General features: G+C 31.1%; 27 protein-coding genes. 24 read left to right on the top strand and 3 right to left on the bottom strand.

The window, feature by feature from the left end:
• The first annotated feature begins 21 nt into the window (after positions 1–21).
• The 3 genes from PQF96_RS11560 (at position 22) to PQF96_RS11550 (ending at position 2,679) form a co-directional block, all read left to right on the top strand.
• On the top strand, positions 22–480 hold the full coding sequence (locus PQF96_RS11560) for a hypothetical protein (RefSeq protein WP_271766279.1): 459 nt from the start codon (positions 22–24) through the stop codon (positions 478–480).
• A gap of 65 nt (positions 481–545) precedes the next feature.
• A complete protein-coding gene (locus PQF96_RS11555; protein WP_333968024.1) occupies positions 546–1,523 on the top strand; it encodes a GlxA family transcriptional regulator in 978 nt (325 codons plus the stop codon).
• 88 nt (positions 1,524–1,611) lie between these two features.
• Positions 1,612–2,679: a DJ-1/PfpI family protein gene (locus PQF96_RS11550; protein WP_271766277.1), complete on the top strand. Its 1,068-nt coding sequence runs from the start codon at positions 1,612–1,614 to the stop codon at positions 2,677–2,679.
• A gap of 384 nt (positions 2,680–3,063) precedes the next feature.
• Here the strand turns inward: PQF96_RS11550 and PQF96_RS11545 are convergent, their stop codons facing one another.
• Positions 3,064–3,768 carry a hypothetical protein gene (locus tag PQF96_RS11545; RefSeq protein WP_160114220.1) on the bottom strand — a complete coding sequence of 235 codons (705 nt, stop codon included), beginning with the start codon at positions 3,766–3,768 and terminating at the stop codon, positions 3,064–3,066.
• A 344-nt stretch (positions 3,769–4,112) separates the two neighbouring features.
• Between PQF96_RS11545 and PQF96_RS11540 the strand changes: the two genes are divergently transcribed.
• The 6 genes from PQF96_RS11540 to PQF96_RS11515 all read left to right on the top strand — a co-directional run bounded on the left by PQF96_RS11540 (position 4,113) and on the right by PQF96_RS11515 (position 9,527).
• Positions 4,113–4,952: a S1 family peptidase gene (locus tag PQF96_RS11540; RefSeq protein WP_271766275.1), complete on the top strand. Its 840-nt coding sequence runs from the start codon at positions 4,113–4,115 to the stop codon at positions 4,950–4,952.
• Between the two features lie 157 nt (positions 4,953–5,109).
• The gene (locus tag PQF96_RS11535) at positions 5,110–6,261 is read left to right on the top strand and encodes a serine hydrolase domain-containing protein (protein WP_271766273.1); all 1,152 of its coding nucleotides are present in this window, start codon (positions 5,110–5,112) and stop codon (positions 6,259–6,261) included.
• Between the two features lie 73 nt (positions 6,262–6,334).
• Entirely contained in the window at positions 6,335–6,607 is a 273-nt protein-coding gene (locus PQF96_RS11530; protein WP_271766272.1) for a hypothetical protein, read from the top strand.
• Between the two features lie 3 nt (positions 6,608–6,610).
• Positions 6,611–6,859 (top strand): hypothetical protein, encoded by a 249-nt coding sequence (locus PQF96_RS11525; RefSeq protein ID WP_271766271.1) that lies wholly within the window; start codon positions 6,611–6,613, stop codon positions 6,857–6,859.
• A 201-nt stretch (positions 6,860–7,060) separates the two neighbouring features.
• A complete protein-coding gene (locus tag PQF96_RS11520) occupies positions 7,061–8,803 on the top strand; it encodes a DMP19 family protein (protein WP_271766269.1) in 1,743 nt (580 codons plus the stop codon).
• Positions 8,804–8,900: 97 nt separating this feature from the next.
• Positions 8,901–9,527: a hypothetical protein gene (locus PQF96_RS11515; protein ID WP_271766268.1), complete on the top strand. Its 627-nt coding sequence runs from the start codon at positions 8,901–8,903 to the stop codon at positions 9,525–9,527.
• 57 nt (positions 9,528–9,584) lie between these two features.
• Here PQF96_RS11515 and PQF96_RS11510 read toward each other — a convergent pair whose 3' ends face one another.
• Together PQF96_RS11510 and PQF96_RS11505 are read right to left on the bottom strand one after the other, a co-directional pair.
• Entirely contained in the window at positions 9,585–9,899 is a 315-nt protein-coding gene (locus tag PQF96_RS11510) for a LytR/AlgR family response regulator transcription factor (RefSeq protein WP_271766266.1), read from the bottom strand.
• On the bottom strand, positions 9,892–10,911 hold the full coding sequence (locus tag PQF96_RS11505) for a sensor histidine kinase (protein ID WP_271766265.1): 1,020 nt from the start codon (positions 10,909–10,911) through the stop codon (positions 9,892–9,894). Before PQF96_RS11505 ends, PQF96_RS11510 begins: the two co-directional genes overlap by 8 nt.
• A gap of 216 nt (positions 10,912–11,127) precedes the next feature.
• Between PQF96_RS11505 and PQF96_RS11500 the strand changes: the two genes are divergently transcribed.
• From PQF96_RS11500 to PQF96_RS11430, 15 genes are all read left to right on the top strand, one after another.
• Positions 11,128–11,919 carry an alpha/beta hydrolase gene (locus tag PQF96_RS11500; RefSeq protein WP_271766264.1) on the top strand — a complete coding sequence of 264 codons (792 nt, stop codon included), beginning with the start codon at positions 11,128–11,130 and terminating at the stop codon, positions 11,917–11,919.
• A 260-nt stretch (positions 11,920–12,179) separates the two neighbouring features.
• On the top strand, positions 12,180–13,082 hold the full coding sequence (locus tag PQF96_RS11495) for an AraC family transcriptional regulator (protein ID WP_271766263.1): 903 nt from the start codon (positions 12,180–12,182) through the stop codon (positions 13,080–13,082).
• Between the two features lie 99 nt (positions 13,083–13,181).
• Positions 13,182–13,610, top strand: a complete 429-nt coding sequence (locus tag PQF96_RS11490; RefSeq protein WP_271766261.1) for an ester cyclase — start codon at positions 13,182–13,184, stop codon at positions 13,608–13,610.
• 31 nt (positions 13,611–13,641) lie between these two features.
• Positions 13,642–14,148 carry a hypothetical protein gene (locus PQF96_RS11485; RefSeq protein WP_271766259.1) on the top strand — a complete coding sequence of 169 codons (507 nt, stop codon included), beginning with the start codon at positions 13,642–13,644 and terminating at the stop codon, positions 14,146–14,148.
• Between the two features lie 234 nt (positions 14,149–14,382).
• A complete protein-coding gene (locus PQF96_RS11480) occupies positions 14,383–15,264 on the top strand; it encodes a LytR/AlgR family response regulator transcription factor (RefSeq protein ID WP_271766258.1) in 882 nt (293 codons plus the stop codon).
• Positions 15,265–15,369: 105 nt separating this feature from the next.
• Entirely contained in the window at positions 15,370–16,044 is a 675-nt protein-coding gene (locus PQF96_RS11475; RefSeq protein WP_271766256.1) for a DUF2306 domain-containing protein, read from the top strand.
• An 8-nt stretch (positions 16,045–16,052) separates the two neighbouring features.
• The gene (locus PQF96_RS11470; protein WP_271766254.1) at positions 16,053–17,216 is read left to right on the top strand and encodes an aspartyl protease family protein; all 1,164 of its coding nucleotides are present in this window, start codon (positions 16,053–16,055) and stop codon (positions 17,214–17,216) included.
• A gap of 9 nt (positions 17,217–17,225) precedes the next feature.
• Positions 17,226–18,278, top strand: a complete 1,053-nt coding sequence (locus PQF96_RS11465) for an alpha/beta hydrolase (RefSeq protein WP_271766252.1) — start codon at positions 17,226–17,228, stop codon at positions 18,276–18,278.
• A 283-nt stretch (positions 18,279–18,561) separates the two neighbouring features.
• Positions 18,562–19,131: a hypothetical protein gene (locus PQF96_RS11460; protein WP_271766250.1), complete on the top strand. Its 570-nt coding sequence runs from the start codon at positions 18,562–18,564 to the stop codon at positions 19,129–19,131.
• A gap of 229 nt (positions 19,132–19,360) precedes the next feature.
• The gene (locus PQF96_RS11455) at positions 19,361–19,774 is read left to right on the top strand and encodes an ester cyclase (RefSeq protein ID WP_271766248.1); all 414 of its coding nucleotides are present in this window, start codon (positions 19,361–19,363) and stop codon (positions 19,772–19,774) included.
• A 1-nt stretch (position 19,775) separates the two neighbouring features.
• Positions 19,776–20,111, top strand: a complete 336-nt coding sequence (locus tag PQF96_RS11450; RefSeq protein WP_271766247.1) for a GIY-YIG nuclease family protein — start codon at positions 19,776–19,778, stop codon at positions 20,109–20,111.
• Positions 20,112–20,328: 217 nt separating this feature from the next.
• The gene (locus PQF96_RS11445) at positions 20,329–20,961 is read left to right on the top strand and encodes a hypothetical protein (RefSeq protein ID WP_271766246.1); all 633 of its coding nucleotides are present in this window, start codon (positions 20,329–20,331) and stop codon (positions 20,959–20,961) included.
• A 70-nt stretch (positions 20,962–21,031) separates the two neighbouring features.
• On the top strand, positions 21,032–21,613 hold the full coding sequence (locus tag PQF96_RS11440; protein ID WP_271766244.1) for a Crp/Fnr family transcriptional regulator: 582 nt from the start codon (positions 21,032–21,034) through the stop codon (positions 21,611–21,613).
• Positions 21,614–21,676: 63 nt separating this feature from the next.
• On the top strand, positions 21,677–22,624 hold the full coding sequence (locus PQF96_RS11435) for a ketopantoate reductase family protein (RefSeq protein WP_271766242.1): 948 nt from the start codon (positions 21,677–21,679) through the stop codon (positions 22,622–22,624).
• Between the two features lie 143 nt (positions 22,625–22,767).
• Entirely contained in the window at positions 22,768–23,772 is a 1,005-nt protein-coding gene (locus tag PQF96_RS11430) for a C45 family autoproteolytic acyltransferase/hydolase (RefSeq protein ID WP_271766241.1), read from the top strand.
• Positions 23,773–23,862: the final 90 nt, after the last annotated feature.

The following is a 23,862-nucleotide window of genomic DNA, read 5'->3' as shown; positions in this document are numbered from 1 at the left end:
CACATCACGAATTGTTATGTTATGAAAATTTTACTTCGAATATTGTTAACAGCATTAATATGTACATCATGTAATTCTGATGATGATGGTGGCAATAGTGCAATAAGACTAGAGTTAAAAAGTGCAGCATCAATAGGCATTACTAATCCAAAATTCACCATTTTGGTCTATGGCTTTGATAATAGCTATGCAGATGTTGCAGCCACACTGATCAGTACTCAAAGCTTTGAGTCTAATCAACTACCGGTAACTATAACCCTTACCATCCCTCCTAATCCAGAGTCTATGATAGAACTTAATACATCAAATAGAAATATCTCATATTATATAAATATCGAATGGGATAATGACAACAATGGAAAAATATGTAATGGAGATATTTCTATCGATTATAATACCGAAACTAATTTTATTAATCTAAATCCTCTGGTCACTCAAGAAGTATTCGTTTCAGAAATTAAGGCACTTCCCTGCGAGTAAAACAAAAAAACAAATATTAAAGAGCGTGTATATTTAGATTTTTAAACACTTTTTGAAGATATCTTATCTTTACTAAAAATCCGAGAATCAAAAATATCATTTTTGTAATACCGCCCAAAGTACATTTACTGGACATAAATGGTCCGGCGCATCTTTTTTATGAAGCCAAAGAGTATGGTGCCGATATTGATCTTCATTTTGTTTCTATAGACAATCAAAAAGAAATTCAAAGTAGCGCTGGGTTATATTTCACAAAACTTTCTTCTTTTTCTCAATTTACATTAACAAAAAATGACTTTATTTTTATCCCGGGAGTAGAGTTTCAACTCCTCTCTGATCCTGTTTTTATACAAAAAAGTAAAACATTCTTTGATTGGTTAAGAGTGCAATATAACAATGAAGTTAATATTTGTTCTGTCTGTACCGGAACATTTTTACTTGCAGAATCCGGAATATTAGACGGTAATACATGTACAACACATTGGAAATATTTAACAGAATTCGAGAATAGGTTTACATCTGTAGAACTTATCAATAATCGACTTTTTGTAGTCGATAACAATTTATATTCTAGTGCAGGAGTAAGCTCTGGTATTGATCTTTCCTTATATATCCTTGAACAGCTATACGGACCAAAATTTGCCATAGACATTGCCAAAGAGGTGGTTTTATATTTTCGTCGTGGAGAATCAGATCCCCAGTTAAGTGTGTTTTTACAATATAGAAATCATTTGGATACTCGCATTCATGATGTGCAAGACTATATGATCAAACATTTACATTCTTCTTTTACACTAGAAGATTTAGCAGAAGATATACATATGAGCAGCCGCAATCTCACTCGGCTTTTTAAAAAAACTACTGGAGTAACGATTGGAGCTTACCACGAAAAACTAAGAGTAGATAAAGCAATACATCTTTTGGCAGAAGGAAATAAAGTTAGCTACGTGGCTCATCTTTGTGGATTAAAAAGTACCAATCAATTAAGGTCTTTACTAAAAAAACATCAAAACGCTTTACCCACAAGTATTACTTCTTTATAATACCTGTCCCGATACTGCGTATACTTGTCCTTCTACAAGAGTATGCAGAAGCTTAACTTTATATGCATTAATAATTAATCAAAAAACAATGTCAAAGTTAATCGTATCGTTCATCTTTTTTATCAGCATATCAGTATTATCACAAACATCAGTACAGAACCCAAATAAAATTTATGTATGTCCTCCTTGTGCCAGTAGTTGTGATACTATAGAATTTAAAAAACCAGGAACTTGTACTCACTGTAACATGAAACTGATCTCAAAAGAACAATTAAAAAAAAACACCCCTAAAAGAAAAAAAATAGCTTTCTATCTACAACCAGGAATAGAAATACTGGATTTTGCAGGACCTATGGAAGTATTTGCCTATGCCAATTTTGAAGTATTTACTGTTTCTAAAACCAAAGACCCTATTGTATCCCAAGGAATATTAAAGATACTACCCGACTATGATATTAAGGATCCCCCTCAAGCTGATATTTTAGCTTTTTTTGGAGGGAACAGCTCAACGGCTTTTAATGATGCAGAAGTAATTAATTGGATCAAGACTCAACAAAAAACTCAGTATCATTTCTCTGTATGCACAGGGGCCTTTGCTCTAGCTAAATCAGGAGTTTTAAATGGTAAAACGGCCACTACGTTTCATAGTGCATTAAACAAACTAGAAAAAGAATACCCAGAAATCAATGTTAGAAAAGATGTACGGTTTGTAGATAACGGAAAAGTAATCACTACTGCCGGTATTTCTGCGGGTATCGATGGAGCATTACACCTGGTAGCAAAACTAAGAGGTTTTAATGAAGCAAGAAAAATAGCCTATCATATGGAATATGACAAATGGATTCCTGGAGAAGGATTAATACTATCAGACGACAACCCATATGAAAAAATAAAAAACAGTAAACATTTAGAAACCTACACAGGAATATATAAATACTTAAACAACACTACAGTAGAATTAAAAATGAATACAAGAGAAAAATCACTTTATGCTGTAGTCGACGGTATGAACTATCCAATTTTTCATGTAAAGAATACCACATTTACAAATATAGCCGATCATGAAATCACTTTTATAATGGATAAAAATAAAGATATCACCGGTTTTACATCCTCAGAACACCCTAATACCCTATTTCATAAATTAAGCAAGTGATCATAATTTTAAATTATTCAACCCTTCTCATACATTAGCACTTCGTGATGTAATCGATTTTCTAATGTATAAGATGAGATAACTTTTCATCGCTTCTAAAAAATAGCGAGGTCGATATACTTCCTCAGACGATTAGAAGCTTGCCAGCGATATACTTAAGCCCCCTTGTAGTCCATATAGTACTCCCCGGAATATGCAAAGTAAACCCCTGCATCAAAAGCAAGTTTCCCGGCAGCGGGGACGCATCATCATCATGCCGGGAAGTATAACCAGAGTGCCGGGAGCTATCAATCTACTGCCGGGAGGCATGAGATAGCCACCGGGAGAGGTCATCTCTATGCCGGGAAGCAGTAAACTACTGCCGGGGCGAGTGATATCAAGGGATTACCTTTTATAATACCTACTGGTATATCCTCTAAATCGCTCGGGTTGATCTTTAAACACATATTTACCCGCATCTCGCACCTCGTCTATTGCTTCTTTTAAATGTGTAAAGGCTTTATCACGCACCAATTTGGCAGAAGAGTTTTCTAGTATAGCTCCGTTAGCCTTGGCCAGCAGTTCTGCCATAGTATTAGATAAATTTGCTGCTGTATCTAGTTTGGCAAGTTTAAATTTTACCTCGTTAAGTTCTTTGGTATTACTTTTTCCCAATACACTAAGATCACTTAGATCTTGTATCATATCGGCATTGCCACTCCCATTGGCGATCTCACGTACTCGACCTAGCAAATCGGTACGTTTTCTAAACGCATATCTAAAATCGTCTAGCAGATCATCTCTAAGGTCATAAGCTTTTGGAGATTCTTCTTTCCAGGTTTTATTGGCTTCTTCCTGCCCATAGCGTTCGCTAACCCATACCGATTGCGCATGACGTAATGCTCCAGCACGAACGGGCAACTCCTCTGCATAGCTATCCCATGCTAAGCCTGAGTTATTCACCAGGTCATTTTTATCATGAGTAGCCCACACATAAAGGTTTTCTGCTTCTTGCAGGACGTTATCTACCGGTATATTAGGTGTTTTTACTTCATCAGCCGGTATGGCATTAAATACAGGGAGCTTTTGTTCAAAATTGTCTTTAGACATCATTGTTGATTTTAAAATGTTATTATTAATTTAAAAACAAGGATAAGGCATACCAGTTTCATTTTTCGACACTGAGATTTTTTATAAGAAAAGTATAAGAAAGTCATTACAAGAGTCTATAAAGAAGTAATATTTGTATTAGGACCCCCATACTAACACATATGATACTGTGTTATAGATTTCTGCGGCTAACACATCTTTCTATTATGCATGTTGATCTGGGAGTATATCGTAAGGATATGAGCTTATCTTGCTTTTTTGATGGTAACTATATTTTTAATATTTAGGATATATAGTTACCTTGGTAACTATATTCAATTGTTGGGCAGAATTTAAAACATCATATGGATCTTTCAGAGAAACTTTTATACTTCACTACAAGAATTGAATCCACTTTTCCTGATGGTGCTTCATTTTACGGAACTGGTTTTTTTTATGAAATCGAAGTAGATAATGGTATTGTTCCGGGTATCGTTACAAATAGACACGTATTTGAAAATGAAGAAAATGGAGAGATTGCAATAAATGCAGAATTTAGAATAAACCTTAGGAAAAAAGACAAAAATGAACCTGAAATTGGGAAATTTAAGGCGCTTAATTATCCGAATTTGTCTGGTAATATAATATTTCATCCTAACCCTACAATTGACTTGGCATTTATCCCAACAGGACCAATATTAACCAAACTTTTGGAAACTGATGATCTTCCGTTCTACATGACTTTTGGGGCAGAATCAATCCTAACAGAGGAAGAAATTAATAGTTTGAGTGCAATAGAAGACATTTATATGATTGGATATCCCTCTGGAATATTCGATGAGTTTAATAATTTACCGATAATTAGAAAAGGGACAACCGCTACACCAATATATATTGACTATGATGGGGATAAAGAATTCTTAATAGATACTACTGTTTTTGAAGGGTCAAGTGGTTCTCCTGTACTAATTTATCATAATGGTAATTTTGGAGGTATACAGGCTAGTGAAAAACTAATTTTTCTAGGAGTTCTTTATAGCGGTTATGATGAAACAATGGAAGGCGAAATAATAAAAAAGAAGAAAAAACCAAAAAAGGAGATCAAATTAATCGCAAGAACGGATATCCCGCTCAATCTTGGAATTGTTATAAAAGCATCTCTTATAAAAGATTTCGCTCCAATATTAGAACGAAGAGCAAGGTAAACTCAGCCCAACAACGGCTATAATTCATTGTGGCGGATTTTCCTACGGAAAATCACTACCTTTAGATATTGGCTTGGTTCTCGCGGAATGGTCCTAGCGGACAATTCCACAACGAAACCATAGCCCAACCGTTGTAGATAATTTAAAAACTGAGTAAATGAAGAATATAATTCTAACTATTTTTTGCATCTTCACTTTACTCAGTTGTGGCCAAAACAAATCGAACACAGAATTTTCAATTTCTACAAAAAATCAGATTAATTCATTATTCTCAAAATTTAATAACCTAAACTCACCAGGTTATGCCATTGGTATTTCTAAAAACGGCAAAACGCTTTATAAGAATGGCTATGGAGCCGCAAATTTGGATTATAATATTCCGATTAAAACTAACTCAATGTTTAGTATTGCTTCGGTTTCTAAACAGTTTACTGCTGCCTGTATCGCATTATTGATCCTCGAAAATAAAATTTCATTAGAAACGCCTGCATCTGACTTTATTCCGGAATTGGAAAAATATTCTGACACAATTCGAATTAAACATCTTATTTATAATACTAGTGGAATTACTGATTATCCCAGACTAAAAAGAAAAAGTGGTAAGTCTTGGGTGACCTTTAACTATTTTGATATTGATGAATGCATTTCAACATCTTTAGCGGAAGAAAAACTTCAATTTAAACCTGGTGAAAAATGGGACTATTGTAATGTTAACTTTATGTTGCTGACAAAAATTATTGAAAATATAAGCGGACAATCATTTAATAAATTTGCTAAAACTCGTTTATTCGAACCTTTAGAGATGAATAATTCATTGATAAATGATGATATTACAAGTGTAATAAAAAACAGAGTTACTCCATACAACCTTCGAACAAAAGAATATTTGGATGGATATAATGAATACGGAATTAGACTTAAAAAAGAAGGAGAATATATCCAACATCCAAGAAATTCACCCCACTACGGAGGAAGTGGTGTTATGACTACTATTGATGATTTATTGAAATGGAGCTCTAATATGATGAGTAAAAATTTTGGTGGTCAGGAATTTTATGATTTGATGCATAAAACCATAAAGTTTAATCACGACAGGGACAATCAAGCTTTTGGCCTTTATATTGGAGATTTTAATGGAAAAAAGATAGTTGCTTGGGATGGCGGAGATTGGGGAATTAGCTCACAATTATTACGATTTCCAGATGAAGGTGTTACAATTGTGGTGCTTTCAAACCTTGGTTCAGGAGAGGCTTTTAGAAAAGCAAATGAAATTGCAGACATCTTAATTGATGAAGAAATTTTGGAATAAAACTACCTACAACAATGTGTAAAAATGCATTAAAACGCATTTTACACTAAACGTTTTACTACATTGTTCACTAATGGAGAATCTCAAAGAAATACTGATTAAAGTAATCGACCATCTTAATAATTCGGTTGAATCTGATTGGAGCTCATTAACGCCTAAAGAAGTAGTAAAAAACTTAGAAATTCAAATTGTGAAGTTAGAAAGAAATGAAAAAATAGATAGAGATCTTTTAGAAGTAGAATTTGCACCTACTTCTACAATTCAAGAAATTTCTATGGCAAATGGTTGGAGCGATGAGTATTTAAAGTTATCCTCAAAATTTGACAAGGAAATTAATAAGAAATAATAAATGGAACCTCCTATCTTGGAAAGTGGAAAACACTCGGTACTTTCGGCCGAATTAAATACAGGAATTGTATTGAATACTAATTTTAGTCAACACATCGGAAATGAGGATGTTTTTCACATTTTTGAAACGTATGATTTAGCTATGGAATTTGTTGAGAAAAAGCTAACTGAAAGTTCTAATTATGAATTTAACATTTATAACAGTAAAGGAGAATATTTACTGACAAGAGATAAAAACGGAAAAAGATAAAACGTACTACAACACTATATATGTGATCATGACAGCAAAGTGATCAATTGAATTGTTGTTGTATTTTTGGTAAGGCGCAATGCTTGCAAAAGGTAAAAGCTAGCAACCAATGCGCAAGAAAAATCGAAAAGCAAGGTAACATTTTGCTCTGCTACGACACATATATTAAACGTTAGCTATAATGTCGAACAAACATCGCGAATGAAAAGAACAATCATCATTTCAATAATTATTATGAATCTATTAAATCTGTTTGGTTGTAAAACACAAAACGAAAATGACCCTTATTGGGATTTTAATGAAAATAAACATTTTCGACCTGAACTAAATAAAGGCGAATTCTTCAAATTAAGTGGGTTTGATTTTGGCTGGTTTGTACTTGAGCCAATATCAAAATTTGTAAAGAACAAGGAACATGAAATTGAACTTGGTAAATCCTTATCGTACGGACAAAAAGCACTTTATTATTGGTGGTATTTAGATGCTCAAGTTACAAATGGTGGATTTGTACAATTCTATTACAATGGTTACGGTCCTTATGTTTCAACAATAATCAAGGGTTTAGAACATATTGGAGATACAGAAATGGCTAACCTTGTCAAAAAAGCAGATAAAATCTATCAGAAAAATAAAAAGTTATTGGATAAGGCGCAAGAAAGTGATTTGTTTGGGAGTGACCTTTATGATAGACTTGACGAAATGTCTTTACTTGACAACCAATATTACAAAATGAATGAAAAGACAATGTCAATAATTGAATCTTATATTCGTAATAACCCAAATGAAATATGTCTTAACGAAGACGGAAACGAATTTGATATGACTTTTACTGGACTTTGTAAAACCTTTTATCCTGACAAAACAGTTAAAGAAGAGTTTCAGCTTGAAAAAGGTGTTATAAATGGTGAATTCAAATCTTTTTATGAAAAAGGAACACTAAAGGAAAAAATAGTTTATAAAAAAGGAAAACAAACTGGAGAGCGAGAAGAATTTTTTGAAAACAGAACACTAAAATATAAGGTTGTAAAAAATAAACCTAATGAAGTTCTTATACATAAATGGTTCTATGAAAATGGAGTCCCTAAAAAATTAGAGACAAAAAAAGCTTATAACAACAAAAACTTTGGTGAATCAAAAGAATGGTATGATAATGGGCAACTTAAAGAGCAATCAAATTTCGTTGATAATACCACAAGAACTGGAAAATGGCTAAAATTTTGGGAAAATGGAAGTAAAAAGCTTGAAGCTGATTTTAAAGATGGTAAAGTTTATTTTGAAAATTATTGGAACGAAAAGGGAAAGCAAACTTTAATAAACGGAACAGGACTTTATACAAATGAATGGAATTCATTTAATAGCACAACTATATACGAGACTAAATATAAGAATTACCTCAGAGACGGTAAATCTAGAACTATCATAAAAGGTGTTGTAAGTTTAGAACGAGAATTTAAAGAAGGCAAAGAACACGGTATTACAAGAAGTTACTACAATAACGGAAATTTAGAGCAAGAAACCGTATATGAAAATGGTAAAGCTATTTCAACTAAAAAGTTTCCAATTTTTCAGAATCCAGTAGTTGTTACTTCAATTATATGTAAAATGGAGGATGAATGGTTAATTAATCGTGAACTTGAAATTGCAGATACTTACCCAGTCATACTTAATCAGAATGTATTAGAAAAAGCTTTTAAAGCTGAGATTTCTGTTTTCGATGGCTACCCGCAAGACCACGAATTAAGTTATAGCTATTTTGTTGAGATAGACAAAAATGGGAAACCAATTAAACTAGATTTCTTAGTTGCTGATAACGGCTTCTTGACCACTGAAGTAGAATCAAGTATTAAGAAAATGAAATTCAATCCTGCTCAAAAAAATGGAAAAAACACTAATTCTTTCTTGATTATCAGACATAAATTGAAACTTGGAAAAAAAACACTATAGCTAACAATGTATAACAAATCATAGCTGCCTATCGGCAGGCTACGTTTGTTATACGGGACGTTAGCAGTAATTCTGAAACCAAATCCTAATCAAAATAATGAAAATATATTTCTCATTTCTATTTCTGATATTTTATACAGTTTCATATTCTCAAATTAAAATTCCAAAAGATTTTATAGAATTAACTGAAAGCCCTGCAAATGGAAAGAAAATAGAAAAAGTAGTAATCGATTTTGATGATGATTCAATAAATGATGTTGTATTATTAGTTGAGAATGAAAAAGAATTTTCTAGCTACAGGTTTTTGATTTACCTAACAAGTTTGAAGAAACAATATGAAATAAACCTAAATAACACTGACTTTTCTATTTACCCTATTGAATTATCAACTGTAAATAACACAATTCAATTTGCTTATTTTGAAGATGGAACTGCGACTTCCGGTAGATTTATTAAAATCAGATATAACTCAAAGAGAAAAAAAATACAAGTTATTGGTTATGATACAGAATATAAATCTTTGCCAACAGAACGTATTGAAAAATCATATAATTTACTTACAGGTAAATATATTGTCAAGAGAACAAAGCTCGGTGGAGATAGCATAAATAAAATTGAAGAATATTCAGGTCAAAATGACTTTTTCAAAAACAAAGTTTTCCTTGAAAACCTAAATGCCGAAATGATAAAAAAACTGGATGATGTTGGAAGTAAATACGAATGAAAAACTACTGCTAACAAGGGCTATAATTAATGCGGGTTATGTTGCTTAATCAAAAGTTTAATCTATTTTTATTGGTTTCAATAGATAGTCTATAACACCATAATTATAACTTTCTAATGCATATTCGGAGTAAGCCGTAGTCAAAATAATTTTAGGTGGTTTTATCATAGAACGCAAAATTTCCATGCCATTAAGTTCAGGCATTTCTATATCAAGAAAAATGAGATCAAGGTCATTTTGCTGAGTGAAATTTATAAATTCAAGTGGATTTCCTGTACTTAATACTAATTCTAAATTGTCAATTTTAGAGCAATACTCCTCTAACACTTTTCGTGCTAGTATTTCATCATCTATAATACCAACTTTAATCATTAACTGTTTTTTTAAATTTTGAAACTGCTAAATCAATAGATAAATTTATATGATATTTTTCTTCTTTATCATCAATTTCCAATACGTGAGAGTTAGGATATAAAAAATTTAAACGTCTTCTCACATTTTCGAGACCCAGTCCTGTTTTTTTCAATGAAGAAACTTTGTGAGGCTTTGAATTATCAACACAAAAGTGAAGAGTGGAGTTTTTTATAGTGGCAGAAATATCAATGGTACTCTGTTTATTCGTACTTTGGGCACCATGTTTAACAGCATTTTCAACGAATGGGATCAGCAACATCGGAGAAATCCTTAAGCCGGACAAATCTCCGTCAATTAAAAATTCAATAGTACAACGATTACTCAATCTTTTTTCTTCAAGAAATAAATAGTTTTCTATAAACTCAAGCTCTTCTTTTAATAAAACGGTCTCTTTTTTAGAACTCTCTAATTGATACCGCATTAATTCTGAAAGCTGCATGACAAGGTCTGGAGTTTCTAATGATTGTTTCCGCGAAAGCGAATAAATACTATTTAAAGAATTGAATAAAAAATGTGGATTTACCTGTGCTTTTAAATAATTAAGCTCCATTTCTTTTTGTAATTTTTCCTTTTCGTCATTTTCTCTTTGGATGATCATATTTCTTCTTAAAAAAAAGGCAGCCATTCCGGCTCCCGTAGTATAAATAAGATAGAAAAAGAATTTAGAAATATCTAACCAGCCATCTTTCTCATTTCCCTTTAAATAAGAAACTAAAAATATGCTCCCAATGAGTAAGATGCCAAATAAAAAATAGCGTCTCTTATCTAAAAAAAAAGGAATGAGAACAAAATGATTTATCCAAATGATGGCCATAATGGCTATTGTATAATTAAGATCATGTAAGAAAAAAGAATAATTAGTATCATATCGATCTATGAATAACCATCCGCTCATTAGTTCAAGAATAAGCACCAATAAAAAGGCGCCTATGTTTATAAAAATTGTATTCTTTATTGACTTTTTAAGCATAAACTATTTTAATACCTAATGAAGATACTATTTACAAAAACAATATTCTTTAATTTCTTACAAAAGCCTTGTATCAATGACGAAATGACTTTATCATTTAATTATTGTGTTTATCCTATTAATGAATTTACACATTGAATATACCATACATTTATTCAAAATTTAAGTAAAAAAAAACATGAAAAACACAACAATTTTATAATAAAGAAAGAAAACATGAAAACAGCGAAATTATTAATATTGACATGTGCTTTATCTCTAAACACTGTATTTGCTCAAGAAAATAAGGTAAACGATGATACACCAAAGGCATATGAAATGCCCAGAACCCAGGTCATTCAGATCAGTAATTCTGAAACTGATACACTAAATACACTTTACATAAAACTGCCCGAAGGATATGAAGAAAACACAGATTTAAAATACCCTGTAATCTATTTTACTAATCCGTTAGAGAATATCGAAAGATTATCTGCGCTCAGTGAACATCTGATAAAAGACGTTATTATAGTTGGGCTTACCTGGTCAAAAGGAATAAACTATGGGAATTTGGACAGTTATGTGAAGTTTCTTCGTAACGATGTCTTTAAGATGGTAGAAAGCAAGTACCGTGCTAATGCTGAAAGACGTACCTATTTTGGATATTCTGCCGCTGCTTTAGTTGGTACATACATATTATCGAAACACACCAATACCTTTGAAAATTACATTCTTGGTGCTCCGGTTCTTGGAGTTGATCATGAAATCATACAGAAAATTTATGAACTTGAGTCTACTGCGGCCGAAAAGCGAAAAAAATTGAAAGCAAATGTTTTTTTCACATATGGCTCATTGGAAAAGGAGAAAGATATCAAGGGCTTCAAAAAATTTATTAACATGCTTAAAAATATAAACGATGGAAATTTAACAGTAGAACATGTTGTAATTAAGGGTCTCGACCATCGAACAGCAGTGCCTATGGCTGCAGTACGGAGTATGTATTGGTTATCAGACTTGATAAAAGAATAACGAATCTAAAACACAATATGTTTTATTTTGGTCATTTTTTATGAGTATAAATTGACTGAAACTTAAAATCATGAAACAAATAAATCGAATAATATTTATACTCACGTTTGGTAACAATGTATAAAAATAATAGCAGCTTTGGTGCTTAATCAAGGTCTCTTTTTTATATTTATAGGCAGTCTATTTTGGAAAAGATAGCATTTCAAATGTTGCTGCTATTCTTATACTAAGCGTTACCTGCAATTCTGAAAAGAAATCTATTGAGTGAAATAAGAACATACAATTCTATTTCTGAATATTTTGAGCACTTCAAAATTTCAATACCGCAGGAAATAGATTTTACTATTCACTCTTTAGAAATACTTCAGGATGAAAAACTAAAAAAACCACCGCTTTTTAGAACCAATTATTTTGCCTTTCTACTAATTGAAAAAGGAGCTGGGTACTACACAATAGATGACAATTGGTTCCCACTAAAAGAAAAATCATTCTACTTCACTAATCCGGGACACCTTAAATCCTTTGCTATTGATAAAAAATGGGAAGGATATATAACAACATTTACCTTGGATTTTCTAAAACCTTATGTTGCCAGACCTGTGGCAGAAGAGTTTTCTTTTCTTTTAAAAGAAAGTATTCCGGTAATGTATCTTCCCAATGATTTCTTTGAGGAATTAAAGAGCATTTTCAACCTTTTACTATTGGATTATAATAGAACCAACACATATAAGAAAGAAATTTTAGCAAGCCAATTAATTACTATCCTTTATAAAACCAAAGCACTATTAAGAACGCACAAGGCAAAAGTCGAACTTAAAAATCGGCCCACTGAAATTGTGCAAGAGTTTAACAGCCTACTTAATAGGCATTTTCTAGATATTCTCAATAAAAAGCAAACCTATATCTGGAACGTCCAGGAATTTGCTGACAAACTTCATATCCATCCGAATTACTTTAGCAGTATCATTAAAAACGAAACTGGTAAGACTGTTAAGCAATGGATAAACACTAAAATTATTAGTGAGGCTAAAGCCAGTTTACACAAATCAACTTTGTCTATTACCGAAATAGCTTACAGTTTAGGTTTCTTGGACATCAATAGTTTTAGCCGTTTTTTTAAGAAAGAAACAGGTATTTCTCCCTCGCAATTCAGGAATCCATAGAAATTGCATAATCTTCATTAGTTATGGTCCAAAACTTGGGTAACCTTCCGTTTTACATTTGTACTGTAATCATTTAACAATAATAAAAAACAAATAAAAATGGAAACTACAGTAGAAAACAACAAGCAGATTTTAAAAAGACTTATTGACGAAGCCTTCAACAAGAGAAATTTAGACATTCTTGAAGAAGTATTGCATCCAGATTTTGTGAATCATCAGGAAGTATTCCCACTAGAAGCGAAAAAAGGACCCAATGTGTTCAGAGAGTTATATAGTAAGTTTTTTGAAATTTTCCCTGATGTACGAGCTGACTACCATCACGTCATAGCAGAGGCCGATTATGTAATGGCAAGAGACACCATTACAGGAACCAATGATGGTAAGTTAATGGGAAATCCGGCAACTGGGAAACCAGTTGCTTTTGAAGTATTTCACCTTTATAGAATAAAAGATGGAAAACTGATTGAAAGATGGGGATTGACGGATGACCTGGGATTAATGAAACAATTAGGAGTAATCGAAGAGTAAAAACAGTCAAACAATTTAAAAAAATAATATTATGAGTCATTTATTAGTAGAAAAAGGAACTAATTTATTAATAACCGCAGCTGTAAGCGCAACGGTAGAAAATAATGTAGAAACTGTATTCGATTTTACAGTAGCAGAAGATGTAATTACCAAATTCTTAAAAGGAGAACCAGAAGTAACAGGTTATGAAATTCAGCAAGGACCTTGGGGACAAAAAGGAGCGTACCGCTGGGTACATTTCGGAGAGGATAAAGCACGAGAGGAAATTAACTTCATTCAGCGACCATATCTATTCGACTATCAATTGACAGATTTTACTGCAGATTTAAAGGATATGGTAGACCTAGCAGTAGCGCAATTTTTATTCAGGCCTGTAGGACCAAGAACCGAAATAAAATGGTACTATAACTTTAGAGCAAAATCCGAGGAAGTATTACCACAATTACAAGATTTTGTAGAGAACGTTTGGATAGATTGGATGAAGTCTTATTTGAAAGATACCAAAGAGGTCTTAGACAAGGACGTATTTTCAAAATAGGTATATTAATTGGCTTCTCTCACAATCAGTTTAAAGGAATGAGGAAATCGTCAATCTGAGATAAAAAACAACAGCAGCTACCAACGTATATAAAAAATAGCATAATTAGCGCAAGCCATTTGGTTTGTGCTTTTTTATTATCTTTCGCTTAATTTAAAAGTATTTCTATTTAATCTGCTACTTTTCATACATTAAACGTTGTACAACATTTTGAAAAATCAGTAACAAATTAAAATGTTTAGAATTTTTTACAAACCACACCCATTTATATTCAATACCTCTAGTGTATTAATACCTAGTATAATTACATTTTTAATTATAAGTCTTTTAGCACCATTACAGTTTCAAGAACTTGGTTTACAGCCTAGATTGATTATTGCGCTTATAGTTTCTGTCGTTGTAGCTCTAATCATATTATTCACAATAAAAATTTTAAAAATAATTGTTTCTGCAGAAATAATAGAAGATAAATGGACTATAGGAAAAGAGTTTTTATTAATTCTTTTAGTAGTAATACTTATAATTCTGGTGCTGTCTATAACAATATTTATTATCAGAGACAATTACAATTCTATTTTACCATTGGTGCTTAAAACCGCTCTTATAACGCTTGGTATTAGCATATTTCCAATTATAGTTTCGATTCTTTTTGAGCAATATAGACATCAAAAGCTACAATTAAAAAAAGCTGATTCATTAACTCAATATCTTCTAAATGAGAATAGTAAATTGATTTCAACTCGTCTTTCTAACTCTAGTACGCAGCAAAAATTATTAATTAAATCGGAAAATGATTCCATAGAACTACAAATACATCCTTCAGATTTAATATACTTAAAATCGGATGGTAATTACGTTGAAGTATTCTTCTTAGATTCTGGTTCAATTCAAAAAAACTTAGTTAGAAACCGATTAAAGAATATTGAAAAGCTATTGCCGAATAAAATTTTTATAAGATGCCATAACAGTTTTATTGTTAATGGCAATTATATAATAAAAATAGAAGGCAATGCTCGTAATTTAGTACTTCAATTAAAGAATTGTGAGGAAAAAGTACCAGTTTCTAGAACCAAAGCAAAAACGATTTCTACTTTTATAAACCAACTTCAAGAATAGCATTCCCAAATATCCCGAATACATCCCATTAGTAACAAAGCCTAATAATTAGGGACGTAAGCTTATTTTCATTTTGCAGTTTTGCATTGTTAAAATTGCAAAATAATGGAAACCATAATTAACAATACACTTTATCTACACATAGTTGTAGGGACTATTTCACTACTAATTGGTCTTGTTGCTATTCTTAGTTCCAAAGGAAAAAAATGGCATAGACAATCTGGTAAAATATATGTGTATGCAATGACAGGTGTCTTTATAACAGGTTTAATTGTAGCTGGGTTTCGTTTAAATAGATTCTTATTTTTAATTGCTTTTTTAAGCTACTATACTGTTTTTTGCGGTGTTAGGTCATTAAAACTGAAAAAACTACATAAAAAACAAAATCCTAAATGGTACGATTGGTTTGCAGGTATTATAAATGCTCTAGTAAATACGGTTTTTGTTGCTTTTGGATTGTACCTTGGACTGACCAAAGGTTTTACAACCGGAGGTGCTCTTTTGTCTATAGGTTTTGGTCTTGGTGGTTTGGTATTGTCCTATACTAATTTAAAACCATTCATCGTTAGACCAGACAAAGCTTATCATTGGTATTTGTCCCACATAGGAAATATGATGGGTGGCTACATTGCAACCTTTACAGCTTTCTTATCTACCATAGTTTCCAGATATGACTTTATTAATCCATACTTAGCCTTTGCACTTCCTGCGATTATAGGTGTTCCATTATTATTCTTTTGGTTGCATAAAACTGAAAAAAGATTTAATCCTAAACTATAACATTTAATATGAAATTTAATACAATAAAAATCTATTTACTAGCTGTGCTTCCTCTTTTGAGTTGCAATACAATTAGTGAACTAAAATTACAATCTGATGCCGATAGTACTATTAGCGTAGAAACCACAATTCCCTTTCGATATACTAAAAAATTGATTGTTGTAGATGCACATTTAAATAATTCAAAAACGACTAATAGTTTCATCTTTGATACTGGCGCTTTTCAAAGTAAAGTTGAATACCAATTATCACAAGAATTGAAGCTTAACACCATAACTAAACGCAATAATGGAACAGCACAAGGTGTTAAAAGAGAAATCGAAATCACTACTGTAGATTCTATAAAAATTTCAAAATCAAAATTTTATAATATTTCTGCGGGAAAGCTAAAATATGACCAAAAATCATATAGTCCCTGTATTGCAGAAGATGGAATCATTGGAGCAAATCTCATCAAACTAGCCCATTGGAAAATTGACTACCAAAAAAAGGAAATGTTAGTTTCACAAAAATCGATACTACCTAATACTAATAATGAACAGTTTGATATTGAATTTGACACCTCACTTCTCTCTGGAATTCCAAAAATAGATATAGAAATTAATGGACAAATAATAAAGGATGTCATTTTTGATTTAGGTTATAATGGCGGCTTAGTTGTTCCCTATCGTTTTGCTGAAAAATTTCATTCAACAAAAACACAAACTATTATAGACCAATCTACAGCTGGAATATTTGGCTCAAATAGAGACACTTTGCTTGTGAAACAACTCAACGTAAAAATAGGAAATCTCAAGACCATAATATCTGTTGAATTTTCATCCCTAAACAAGGCTCTTTTAGGTAATGATTTTTTGGAGCACTTCAAAGTATATATAGATTATAATGATGATAAAATTATCCTAGAATCTGTTGAACCAATGGCAATAGATAAACCCAAAACATTTATCCCAGGAATTCTTAATGATTCACTTTGGATTGTAAATAGAACAAATCCAAAATTGCCTCTAAAAATAGGCGATACATTAAAAACAATAAATGGGTATCAACCCAAAGATTTGTTTGCCTCTCATTGTGATTATTTTTTAGAGGTATCACAATTATTAGCATCTAAAGTCCTTTTTATCGAAACAAAACAAGGAAAAGAAATTAAAATTAAATCATTTAAATAACCAATAAAAATGAAAAAAACAATTGTACTAATTATATTATTAATTGCTTCGCAATTTTCAAAAGCTCAGCAAATTAAAGACTTTTATTATGCAGAACTCGAAACAAAAAACTTGCCTGTATTTGTAAGAGGCAATTTGGAATCTAACAAAATACTACTTTACATACAAGGTGGAAGAGCAGACAATGGAATCGATTTTGGACGTTCAGATTATCCAAAATGGAAAAACACACTAGAAAAAAAAGTAGCAATAGCCTATTTTGACCAAAGAGGACTTAATAGAAGCGTGAAAAAAATTGATACGTCCAAAATCAATAAAAGGCAAATATCAAAAGATATCATTGTTATTGCAAAATCATTACACAAAAAATACGAAGCTGATATTTATTTGTTTGGTCATAGTTTTGGTGGAGTTAAAGTTTTAGAGTGTTTAGCAAACTTTCCAGAAGAAACATCTTTGATTAAGTCTGGGATAGTGTTCAACGCACCAATAACGACTGATTTCTCGCCAGGACGATACAACTATTATCGTCCGCTTTATCTTAAAAATTTGGCGAAAGAATTTATTGAACAAGATGACAATAATTTTTTTTGGCAAGAGGCTTATGATTGGATGGTACAAACAGATTCTATAGCCACTATAGAAGATTCGAGAAAATGGAATGGATACGTAGATAAAGCTTATCAACCTATTAAGAGAAAAACAGGACTTGGTATGGTTTTCAATGTAATTTTCTCCAAGCCTTATAATCCAATTAAGTATCTAAACAACAAGGATAATAAGTTTGTATCAGACAAACTTTGGTATACAGAAAAAAAATTATGGGATTCTAAGAAGAATACAACAATGTGGGAATTACTTCCAAAAATTCAACATCCCATTTTGCTAATAACTGGAAGATATGATGCAGTTGCAATCCCTGAGGAACAAGAAGAAGCACATAGGCTTATTAAAGACTCAAATCTTGTAATTATTCCTAATTGTACCCACGAATCCTATATAGTCAAAGCAGATTTATTTAATAAAGCTGTTCTTTCCTTTTTGAATTTAGGAAATAATTAATATTCTCTTGATTTAATTATCATACAAAAAAACATTGTACAACACCGTATATAAAAAATAGCAGTTTTAGCGCTTAAACGAAAATGAATTTTATAAATTTAAGGTCATTATAAATCCGAAAAGATAGTGCATAAAAATCCGCTACTTTTCATATACAAGACCGTTGCAGTAATTCCTGTATAAAGAAACTCTATTAATTTCTTAAGCTTACGGATGGATTTTTTGGAGTAAATTGAAGTTGAAAATTTCACCGTTATTCTGAATTAAAAAACAAAATTAAAGAATGAAATTTTATAGTCTATTTCTGTTTATACCATTAACTATTACTTTGACTAATTGTAATCTACAAAAGAAATCCAATTACAAGTATTCTCAAAAGGAAAGTATTTCGTTTTTAGATGAAATTGTGAAAAATGCAAAACTCTCCATTGGTGATTTTACTAAAATAGAAAAGCAGCCTACAGATAAGCTATATCTTTATACTAGATATCCAATATCTAAAACAAGTCTTGAAGAGTTTAATAAAAATAATGGAACAATCGTCAATAAAGACGATGATATCTGGGATTTTGCAACATATATTTTTAAAAAATATGAATTGATAAATGAAAAAGATGAAAAAGTCTATTACCATTCAGATTCTATTAACTTAAGAACCATTCATTTACAAGAATACTCATTGTGGGATTACAATAATGTTTTATGTCAGAACTTAGGTATTAAAATAAAACTTAACAAAAAATATGAAAAATTGAAAGGGTATGTTGTAATTGAATTTAAAATGCCTGATAAAGTAAACAAAGAAGTAAAATTCCCTGTAAATATTACAATTTACGATGAAGAAGCTGAATAAAACTACTGCCATCAAGGACTATAATTAATATGGGGTTTGGTGCTTAATCTAAAGTTTAGTGTATTTTTATAATGTTCGCCAAATCTTTTGATTTGGTTTTATAAAAGAAAAGTTAAAACAAAATATAAAAATTTGGCTCTGTGCTAATTCGAAAATGTAGTATCTTTTTACTCGCTACGATTTCATACACTGAACCGTTAGCACCAATTTAAAAACGATAAGAAATATAATGAACAAAGAATCATTCCTTAGGGAATTTATGGATGAAATTTGGAATAAACAGAGTTTTGATAAAGTTAAAGAATATATTCATAAAGAATATACGATTCATCTTGACACTACTGATCCTTGGGAAGGAAAAACCTTAACTCATTCCGAATTTAAAGAGAGATTAAAGTTTTCATTCAATTCATTTCCGGATATGAATTTTGAAATAACATCAGCAGTTCAAGAAGAAAATCATGTTGCAATAACTTGGATATTAACAGGAACAAATCTTGGAATGATTGGAGAGTTTCCGCCAACTAAAAAAGCTATTAAAACTAAAGGAATGACTATATATCATTTCAAAGACAGTCTAATTAATGGACATACTCAAGTCTTTGATAGAATAACGGTAATGAAACAATTAGGATTTATGTAATATGAAAACAAAAAAAGAGCTCAAAGAAGAGTATAAACAAATGAAAATTCCAATGGGAGTTTTTCAGATAAAAAACATAAGTAACAATAAAGTTCTAATTGACAATAGTATTGATATGGAGTCAAAATGGAATAGACATAAAATGGAACTTAAGTTTGGCAATCACAGAAATAGAACCTTTCAAAAAGATTGGGATGATTATGGAGAAAATAATTTTGTCTTTGAAGTTTTGTCCGAACTAAAGGAAAATGATGAGGGAAATATGAACTATAATAAAGAATTAAAAACTCTTGAAAATATGGTGATTGAGGAACTCAACATTGAAAATAGATATTAAAAAGCAGTTGCTAACAACGCGTATAAAACATAGCTAATAAGTGCTTAACCGAAAGGTTTATGCTTATTTACAAAGACCGCCAAATTTTTAATTTGGCTTTTAAAAAGAGAAAAATTAAAAACAAAATACAACGCTTTGACTCAGTGCAAACTTAAAAGTTCTTACCTTTCCTCTACCCTACTTGCCATATACTAAACGTTAGCGCTAATTGAAACAAATGAGAATTTATTTAATACTTTTAATTCCTTTTCTTTTTTTGAATTGTAGTGATTCGAAGAAAAAAACCAATATACCAATTGCAAAAAAGGATTCTGAGCTAATTAATCAAGTAGAAGTTTCAACAACTGAAGAACAGAATATCGTAAAAAAAAGTAATAAGAGCTTACCTGTTTCTAATAAAACACAAACTGAATATCCTGATTGGTTGAACATTATAAATAGAGAAATAAACGAAGAATTAGGACAATATGGGAAATCGAAAATAAATAAATACACGAAACTGAACGACTCTATTTCCTATGCTATATTTGAATTTAATGATGGAGTCTGCTCAAAACATTCAATGGATACTTATCTGAACGAGAAAGAAGTTGATCACATAGAAATTAGTGTAGGCTGTGACCACGATCTATCAGTTCCGGAATATGAATGGAAAGAATATGAAATGATAACACCTAAAACAATTAAATTAAAAGAGTATAGAGAATATGCACACGATTCATTAATTGATTCTAATGGATATATGAAAGATGAATATGACTTTTTAGAAGTGGAAACAAAAATTGATTCCGTTATTAATCTTTTCGAAATACAAGCTAACGGTGAGATTAACAAACAAAATAAAAACTAGCGCTAACAAGATGTATGAATAAATCAATTACCTATTATTAAACGTTGTGTGTAACTGAAAAAACAAACTGATGGACAAATCAAAACTTAATAACTATTTCCATTCTTTGTTTCCTATCCAAAAAGAAATTGTTGAAAAAATTACGGAAACATTTTGCCATTTCACATTAGACAAAAACACTACACTGCTTAATAAAGATGCTATTAGCACCAAAACATACTTTTTAGAGAAAGGCTATATACGCTCATATATTCTTAATGAAGATAATGAAGAAATTACAACCAACATTTATTCAGCTCCTTGCTTTGTAAATGATTTTTTATCTTTTTTTAAAAAACAGCCTACAAAAGAAATCTATCAAACTATAACTGACTGCTCATTTTGGGAAACAAGCTTAGAAAACGTGCAAAAAAACTTCCATAATATTCCTGAATTTAGGGAATTCAGTAGACTTTTATTTGTTATAAATTATTCTAAATTAAACGATAGGTTAATTGAAATGGCAAGTAAAAAAGCAGAAACAAGATATATAAATCTTTTAAAACAGCAATCTCATATTTTTCAAAATGTACCTCTAAAATTTATAGCTTCCTATCTAGGAGTTACTGACAGTACATTAAGTAGAATTAGAAAAGAAATTAGCAAAATATAATTTCTTGTCATTTATCAAGTGCTTATTTATTACGGAGTCTTCATTTTTGTGAAAAATAAAAAAATGGACAAAAAACACATTGTTATTATAGGTTTAGGTGGTGTTGGCGGTTATTTTGGGTTTAAGATATCTCAGAATAACGAAACAAATAAACAAAATAAAATCTCTTTTATTGCTAGAACTAAAACATATGAAACTGTAAAAAAAAGAGGTCTTACCTTGCTCTCTTCTGAACACGAAAATAGCATTACAAATCCTGACGCTATTTATCAAAATATTTCAGAAATTAAAAACCCTAATTTGGTGTTTATCTGCGTTAAAGAATACGATTTAGAAAATATTTGCAGTCAATTATCTAAAGTTATTACAAAAGATACAGTTTTACTTCCAATGATGAATGGAGCTGATATATATGACCGAATTCGTAAAATAATACCTAACAATATTATTTTACCCTCTTGTCTTTATGTTGCTTCTCATATAAAAGAAAAAGGAATCGTTGAACATAAAGGAAAAGCAGGACAATTAATTTTGGGTAAAGACCCAGAAAATCCTTCAGAAAATATTGATTGGATTTTAAATTTAATAGAAAAAAGTGGAATAAATTTTGACTTCAAAGATAATGCTCAAATTGATATTTGGACAAAATTTATTTTTATTGCAAGTTTTGGTTTAGTAACAGCTAAACATAATTCATCTATTGGAGACGTTTGCTCTGTTAAATTACAAAAAGAAGAGGCAACGAAAATTATGATTGAAATAAAATCAATTGCTGATAAAAAAGATATTCATCTACAAGATGATATTATTCAAAAAACATTTGAAAAAGCATTAACATTTCCTTGGGAAACACCAACCTCCTTACAACTTGATGTAAATTCAGGAAAAGAAAATAATGAACTAGAACTATTCGCTGGTGCAATCATTAATTATGGAAAGGAAATAAATATAAATACTCCTTTTTCTGAAAAAATATATCTGGAAATAAAAGCCACACACAACAAAGTATAAAAGTAAAAGCGGCTTTAGTGTTAACCCGAACCGCTATTATTTTTTAATTATGTAAATTGTCAAACGCATGAGCAGTACATTTTAACCCGCTACTACTCTTATACAAACCGTTATGTGGCATTTAAAAACAACATCGAGATAAAATGTATCATCCAAGATTATACGGAGAATTTTATGAAATGGGGCTAAAGTATGGTAGACTGCTATATGAAAAGGCAAATTTCGTAATTCCGACAATCAGCAAACAGAAAATAGATTTTGGAATTGAATCTTACCAAGACCTAAAAATATTCTTTCCCGAAGTTATCGACGAGATTGAAGGTTTCGCAAATGGAATCAAGGACAAGCCCGAAAAGTTAGGTGCATTTTTATTAAGTCTTGGTGTTTTCAATTCGACTGGACAATGTAGCGTATTTGCTTTCAAAAACAGAGATAATACAATAGTTGGAAGGAATTATGATATGCTTTTCGATTTTAAAAAATTTACCGAAAGTAGTCTAATAGCCCCTAAAGACAAATACTCCTACATAAGCCAATCGGATGTTTTCATTGGTCGCTCAGACGGAATTAATGAAAAAGGTCTATCCGTTGCAATGTCCTTCGTCAACGGAACAGAAATCCAAACTGGAATTAGTTTTCATTTTATAGTTAGAAAAATTTTAGAGGATTGTGAAGACACTAAACAAGCGATAGAACTAATTCAAAAAGCTAAAGTTTCATCAGCTAACAATTTTTTGATTGCAGACAAGAACGGAGAAATTGCTGTCGTAGAATCTGCACCTCAAAAAAGCATTGTTAGACGACCTGAAAAAAACGAACAGTTCATTTACATAACCAACGAGTTTAAGACAAAAGAAATGCAAGCTTTCGACCGTGGTGGAGTGGAATGGAGTAAAAGCATGGAAAGATATAACGGATTGAAAGACAATTTAAAGACCGTTAAGAAAATGGATTTGGAAAAAGCCAAAGAAATTCTTTCGGACAAATGTGTATGCTTGAATTTAAAAAAAGAAAAATTCGGTACAATTTGGTCAATAGTGGCAAATTTGAACGAATTGAAAATTGAACGAGCGGAAACCAAACCCACAATAAAAAATTATAAATCAGAAACCAGACTTGATTGGTGGATAAAAAAAAACGCCACATAACAATGGCTATAATTAATGTGGGGTTTAGGTTTTTACGCCAAGGTCTGTGTATATTTATGAGGTAGCAAAATCTTTAGGATTTTGCTTTAC

Source organism: Aquimarina algiphila (genome assembly GCF_947494415.1).
In the GTDB taxonomy this organism is placed as follows: Bacteria; Bacteroidota; Bacteroidia; order Flavobacteriales; family Flavobacteriaceae; genus Aquimarina; species Aquimarina algiphila.
Note: the sequence above shows the minus strand (reverse complement) of the source record. Positions and strands in the feature narration are given on the sequence as shown.

Bases quoted from the DNA above. Each gene is read 5' to 3' on its own strand.
- PQF96_RS11560 (WP_271766279.1), top strand. From the start codon at position 22: ATGAAAATTTTACTTCGAATATTGTTAACAGCATTAATATGTACATCA.
- PQF96_RS11550 (WP_271766277.1), top strand. From the start codon at position 1,612: ATGTCAAAGTTAATCGTATCGTTCATCTTTTTTATCAGCATATCAGTA.
- PQF96_RS11545 (WP_160114220.1), bottom strand. From the start codon at position 3,768: ATGTCTAAAGACAATTTTGAACAAAAGCTCCCTGTATTTAATGCCATA.
- PQF96_RS11540 (WP_271766275.1), top strand. From the start codon at position 4,113: ATGGATCTTTCAGAGAAACTTTTATACTTCACTACAAGAATTGAATCC.
- PQF96_RS11535 (WP_271766273.1), top strand. From the start codon at position 5,110: ATGAAGAATATAATTCTAACTATTTTTTGCATCTTCACTTTACTCAGT.
- PQF96_RS11530 (WP_271766272.1), top strand. From the start codon at position 6,335: ATGGAGAATCTCAAAGAAATACTGATTAAAGTAATCGACCATCTTAAT.
- PQF96_RS11525 (WP_271766271.1), top strand. From the start codon at position 6,611: ATGGAACCTCCTATCTTGGAAAGTGGAAAACACTCGGTACTTTCGGCC.
- PQF96_RS11520 (WP_271766269.1), top strand. From the start codon at position 7,061: ATGAAAAGAACAATCATCATTTCAATAATTATTATGAATCTATTAAAT.
- PQF96_RS11515 (WP_271766268.1), top strand. From the start codon at position 8,901: ATGAAAATATATTTCTCATTTCTATTTCTGATATTTTATACAGTTTCA.
- PQF96_RS11510 (WP_271766266.1), bottom strand. From the start codon at position 9,899: ATGATTAAAGTTGGTATTATAGATGATGAAATACTAGCACGAAAAGTG.
- PQF96_RS11505 (WP_271766265.1), bottom strand. From the start codon at position 10,911: ATGCTTAAAAAGTCAATAAAGAATACAATTTTTATAAACATAGGCGCC.
- PQF96_RS11500 (WP_271766264.1), top strand. From the start codon at position 11,128: ATGAAAACAGCGAAATTATTAATATTGACATGTGCTTTATCTCTAAAC.
- PQF96_RS11490 (WP_271766261.1), top strand. From the start codon at position 13,182: ATGGAAACTACAGTAGAAAACAACAAGCAGATTTTAAAAAGACTTATT.
- PQF96_RS11485 (WP_271766259.1), top strand. From the start codon at position 13,642: ATGAGTCATTTATTAGTAGAAAAAGGAACTAATTTATTAATAACCGCA.
- PQF96_RS11480 (WP_271766258.1), top strand. From the start codon at position 14,383: ATGTTTAGAATTTTTTACAAACCACACCCATTTATATTCAATACCTCT.
- PQF96_RS11475 (WP_271766256.1), top strand. From the start codon at position 15,370: ATGGAAACCATAATTAACAATACACTTTATCTACACATAGTTGTAGGG.
- PQF96_RS11470 (WP_271766254.1), top strand. From the start codon at position 16,053: ATGAAATTTAATACAATAAAAATCTATTTACTAGCTGTGCTTCCTCTT.
- PQF96_RS11465 (WP_271766252.1), top strand. From the start codon at position 17,226: ATGAAAAAAACAATTGTACTAATTATATTATTAATTGCTTCGCAATTT.
- PQF96_RS11460 (WP_271766250.1), top strand. From the start codon at position 18,562: ATGAAATTTTATAGTCTATTTCTGTTTATACCATTAACTATTACTTTG.
- PQF96_RS11455 (WP_271766248.1), top strand. From the start codon at position 19,361: ATGAACAAAGAATCATTCCTTAGGGAATTTATGGATGAAATTTGGAAT.
- PQF96_RS11450 (WP_271766247.1), top strand. From the start codon at position 19,776: ATGAAAACAAAAAAAGAGCTCAAAGAAGAGTATAAACAAATGAAAATT.
- PQF96_RS11445 (WP_271766246.1), top strand. From the start codon at position 20,329: ATGAGAATTTATTTAATACTTTTAATTCCTTTTCTTTTTTTGAATTGT.
- PQF96_RS11440 (WP_271766244.1), top strand. From the start codon at position 21,032: ATGGACAAATCAAAACTTAATAACTATTTCCATTCTTTGTTTCCTATC.
- PQF96_RS11435 (WP_271766242.1), top strand. From the start codon at position 21,677: ATGGACAAAAAACACATTGTTATTATAGGTTTAGGTGGTGTTGGCGGT.
- PQF96_RS11430 (WP_271766241.1), top strand. From the start codon at position 22,768: ATGTATCATCCAAGATTATACGGAGAATTTTATGAAATGGGGCTAAAG.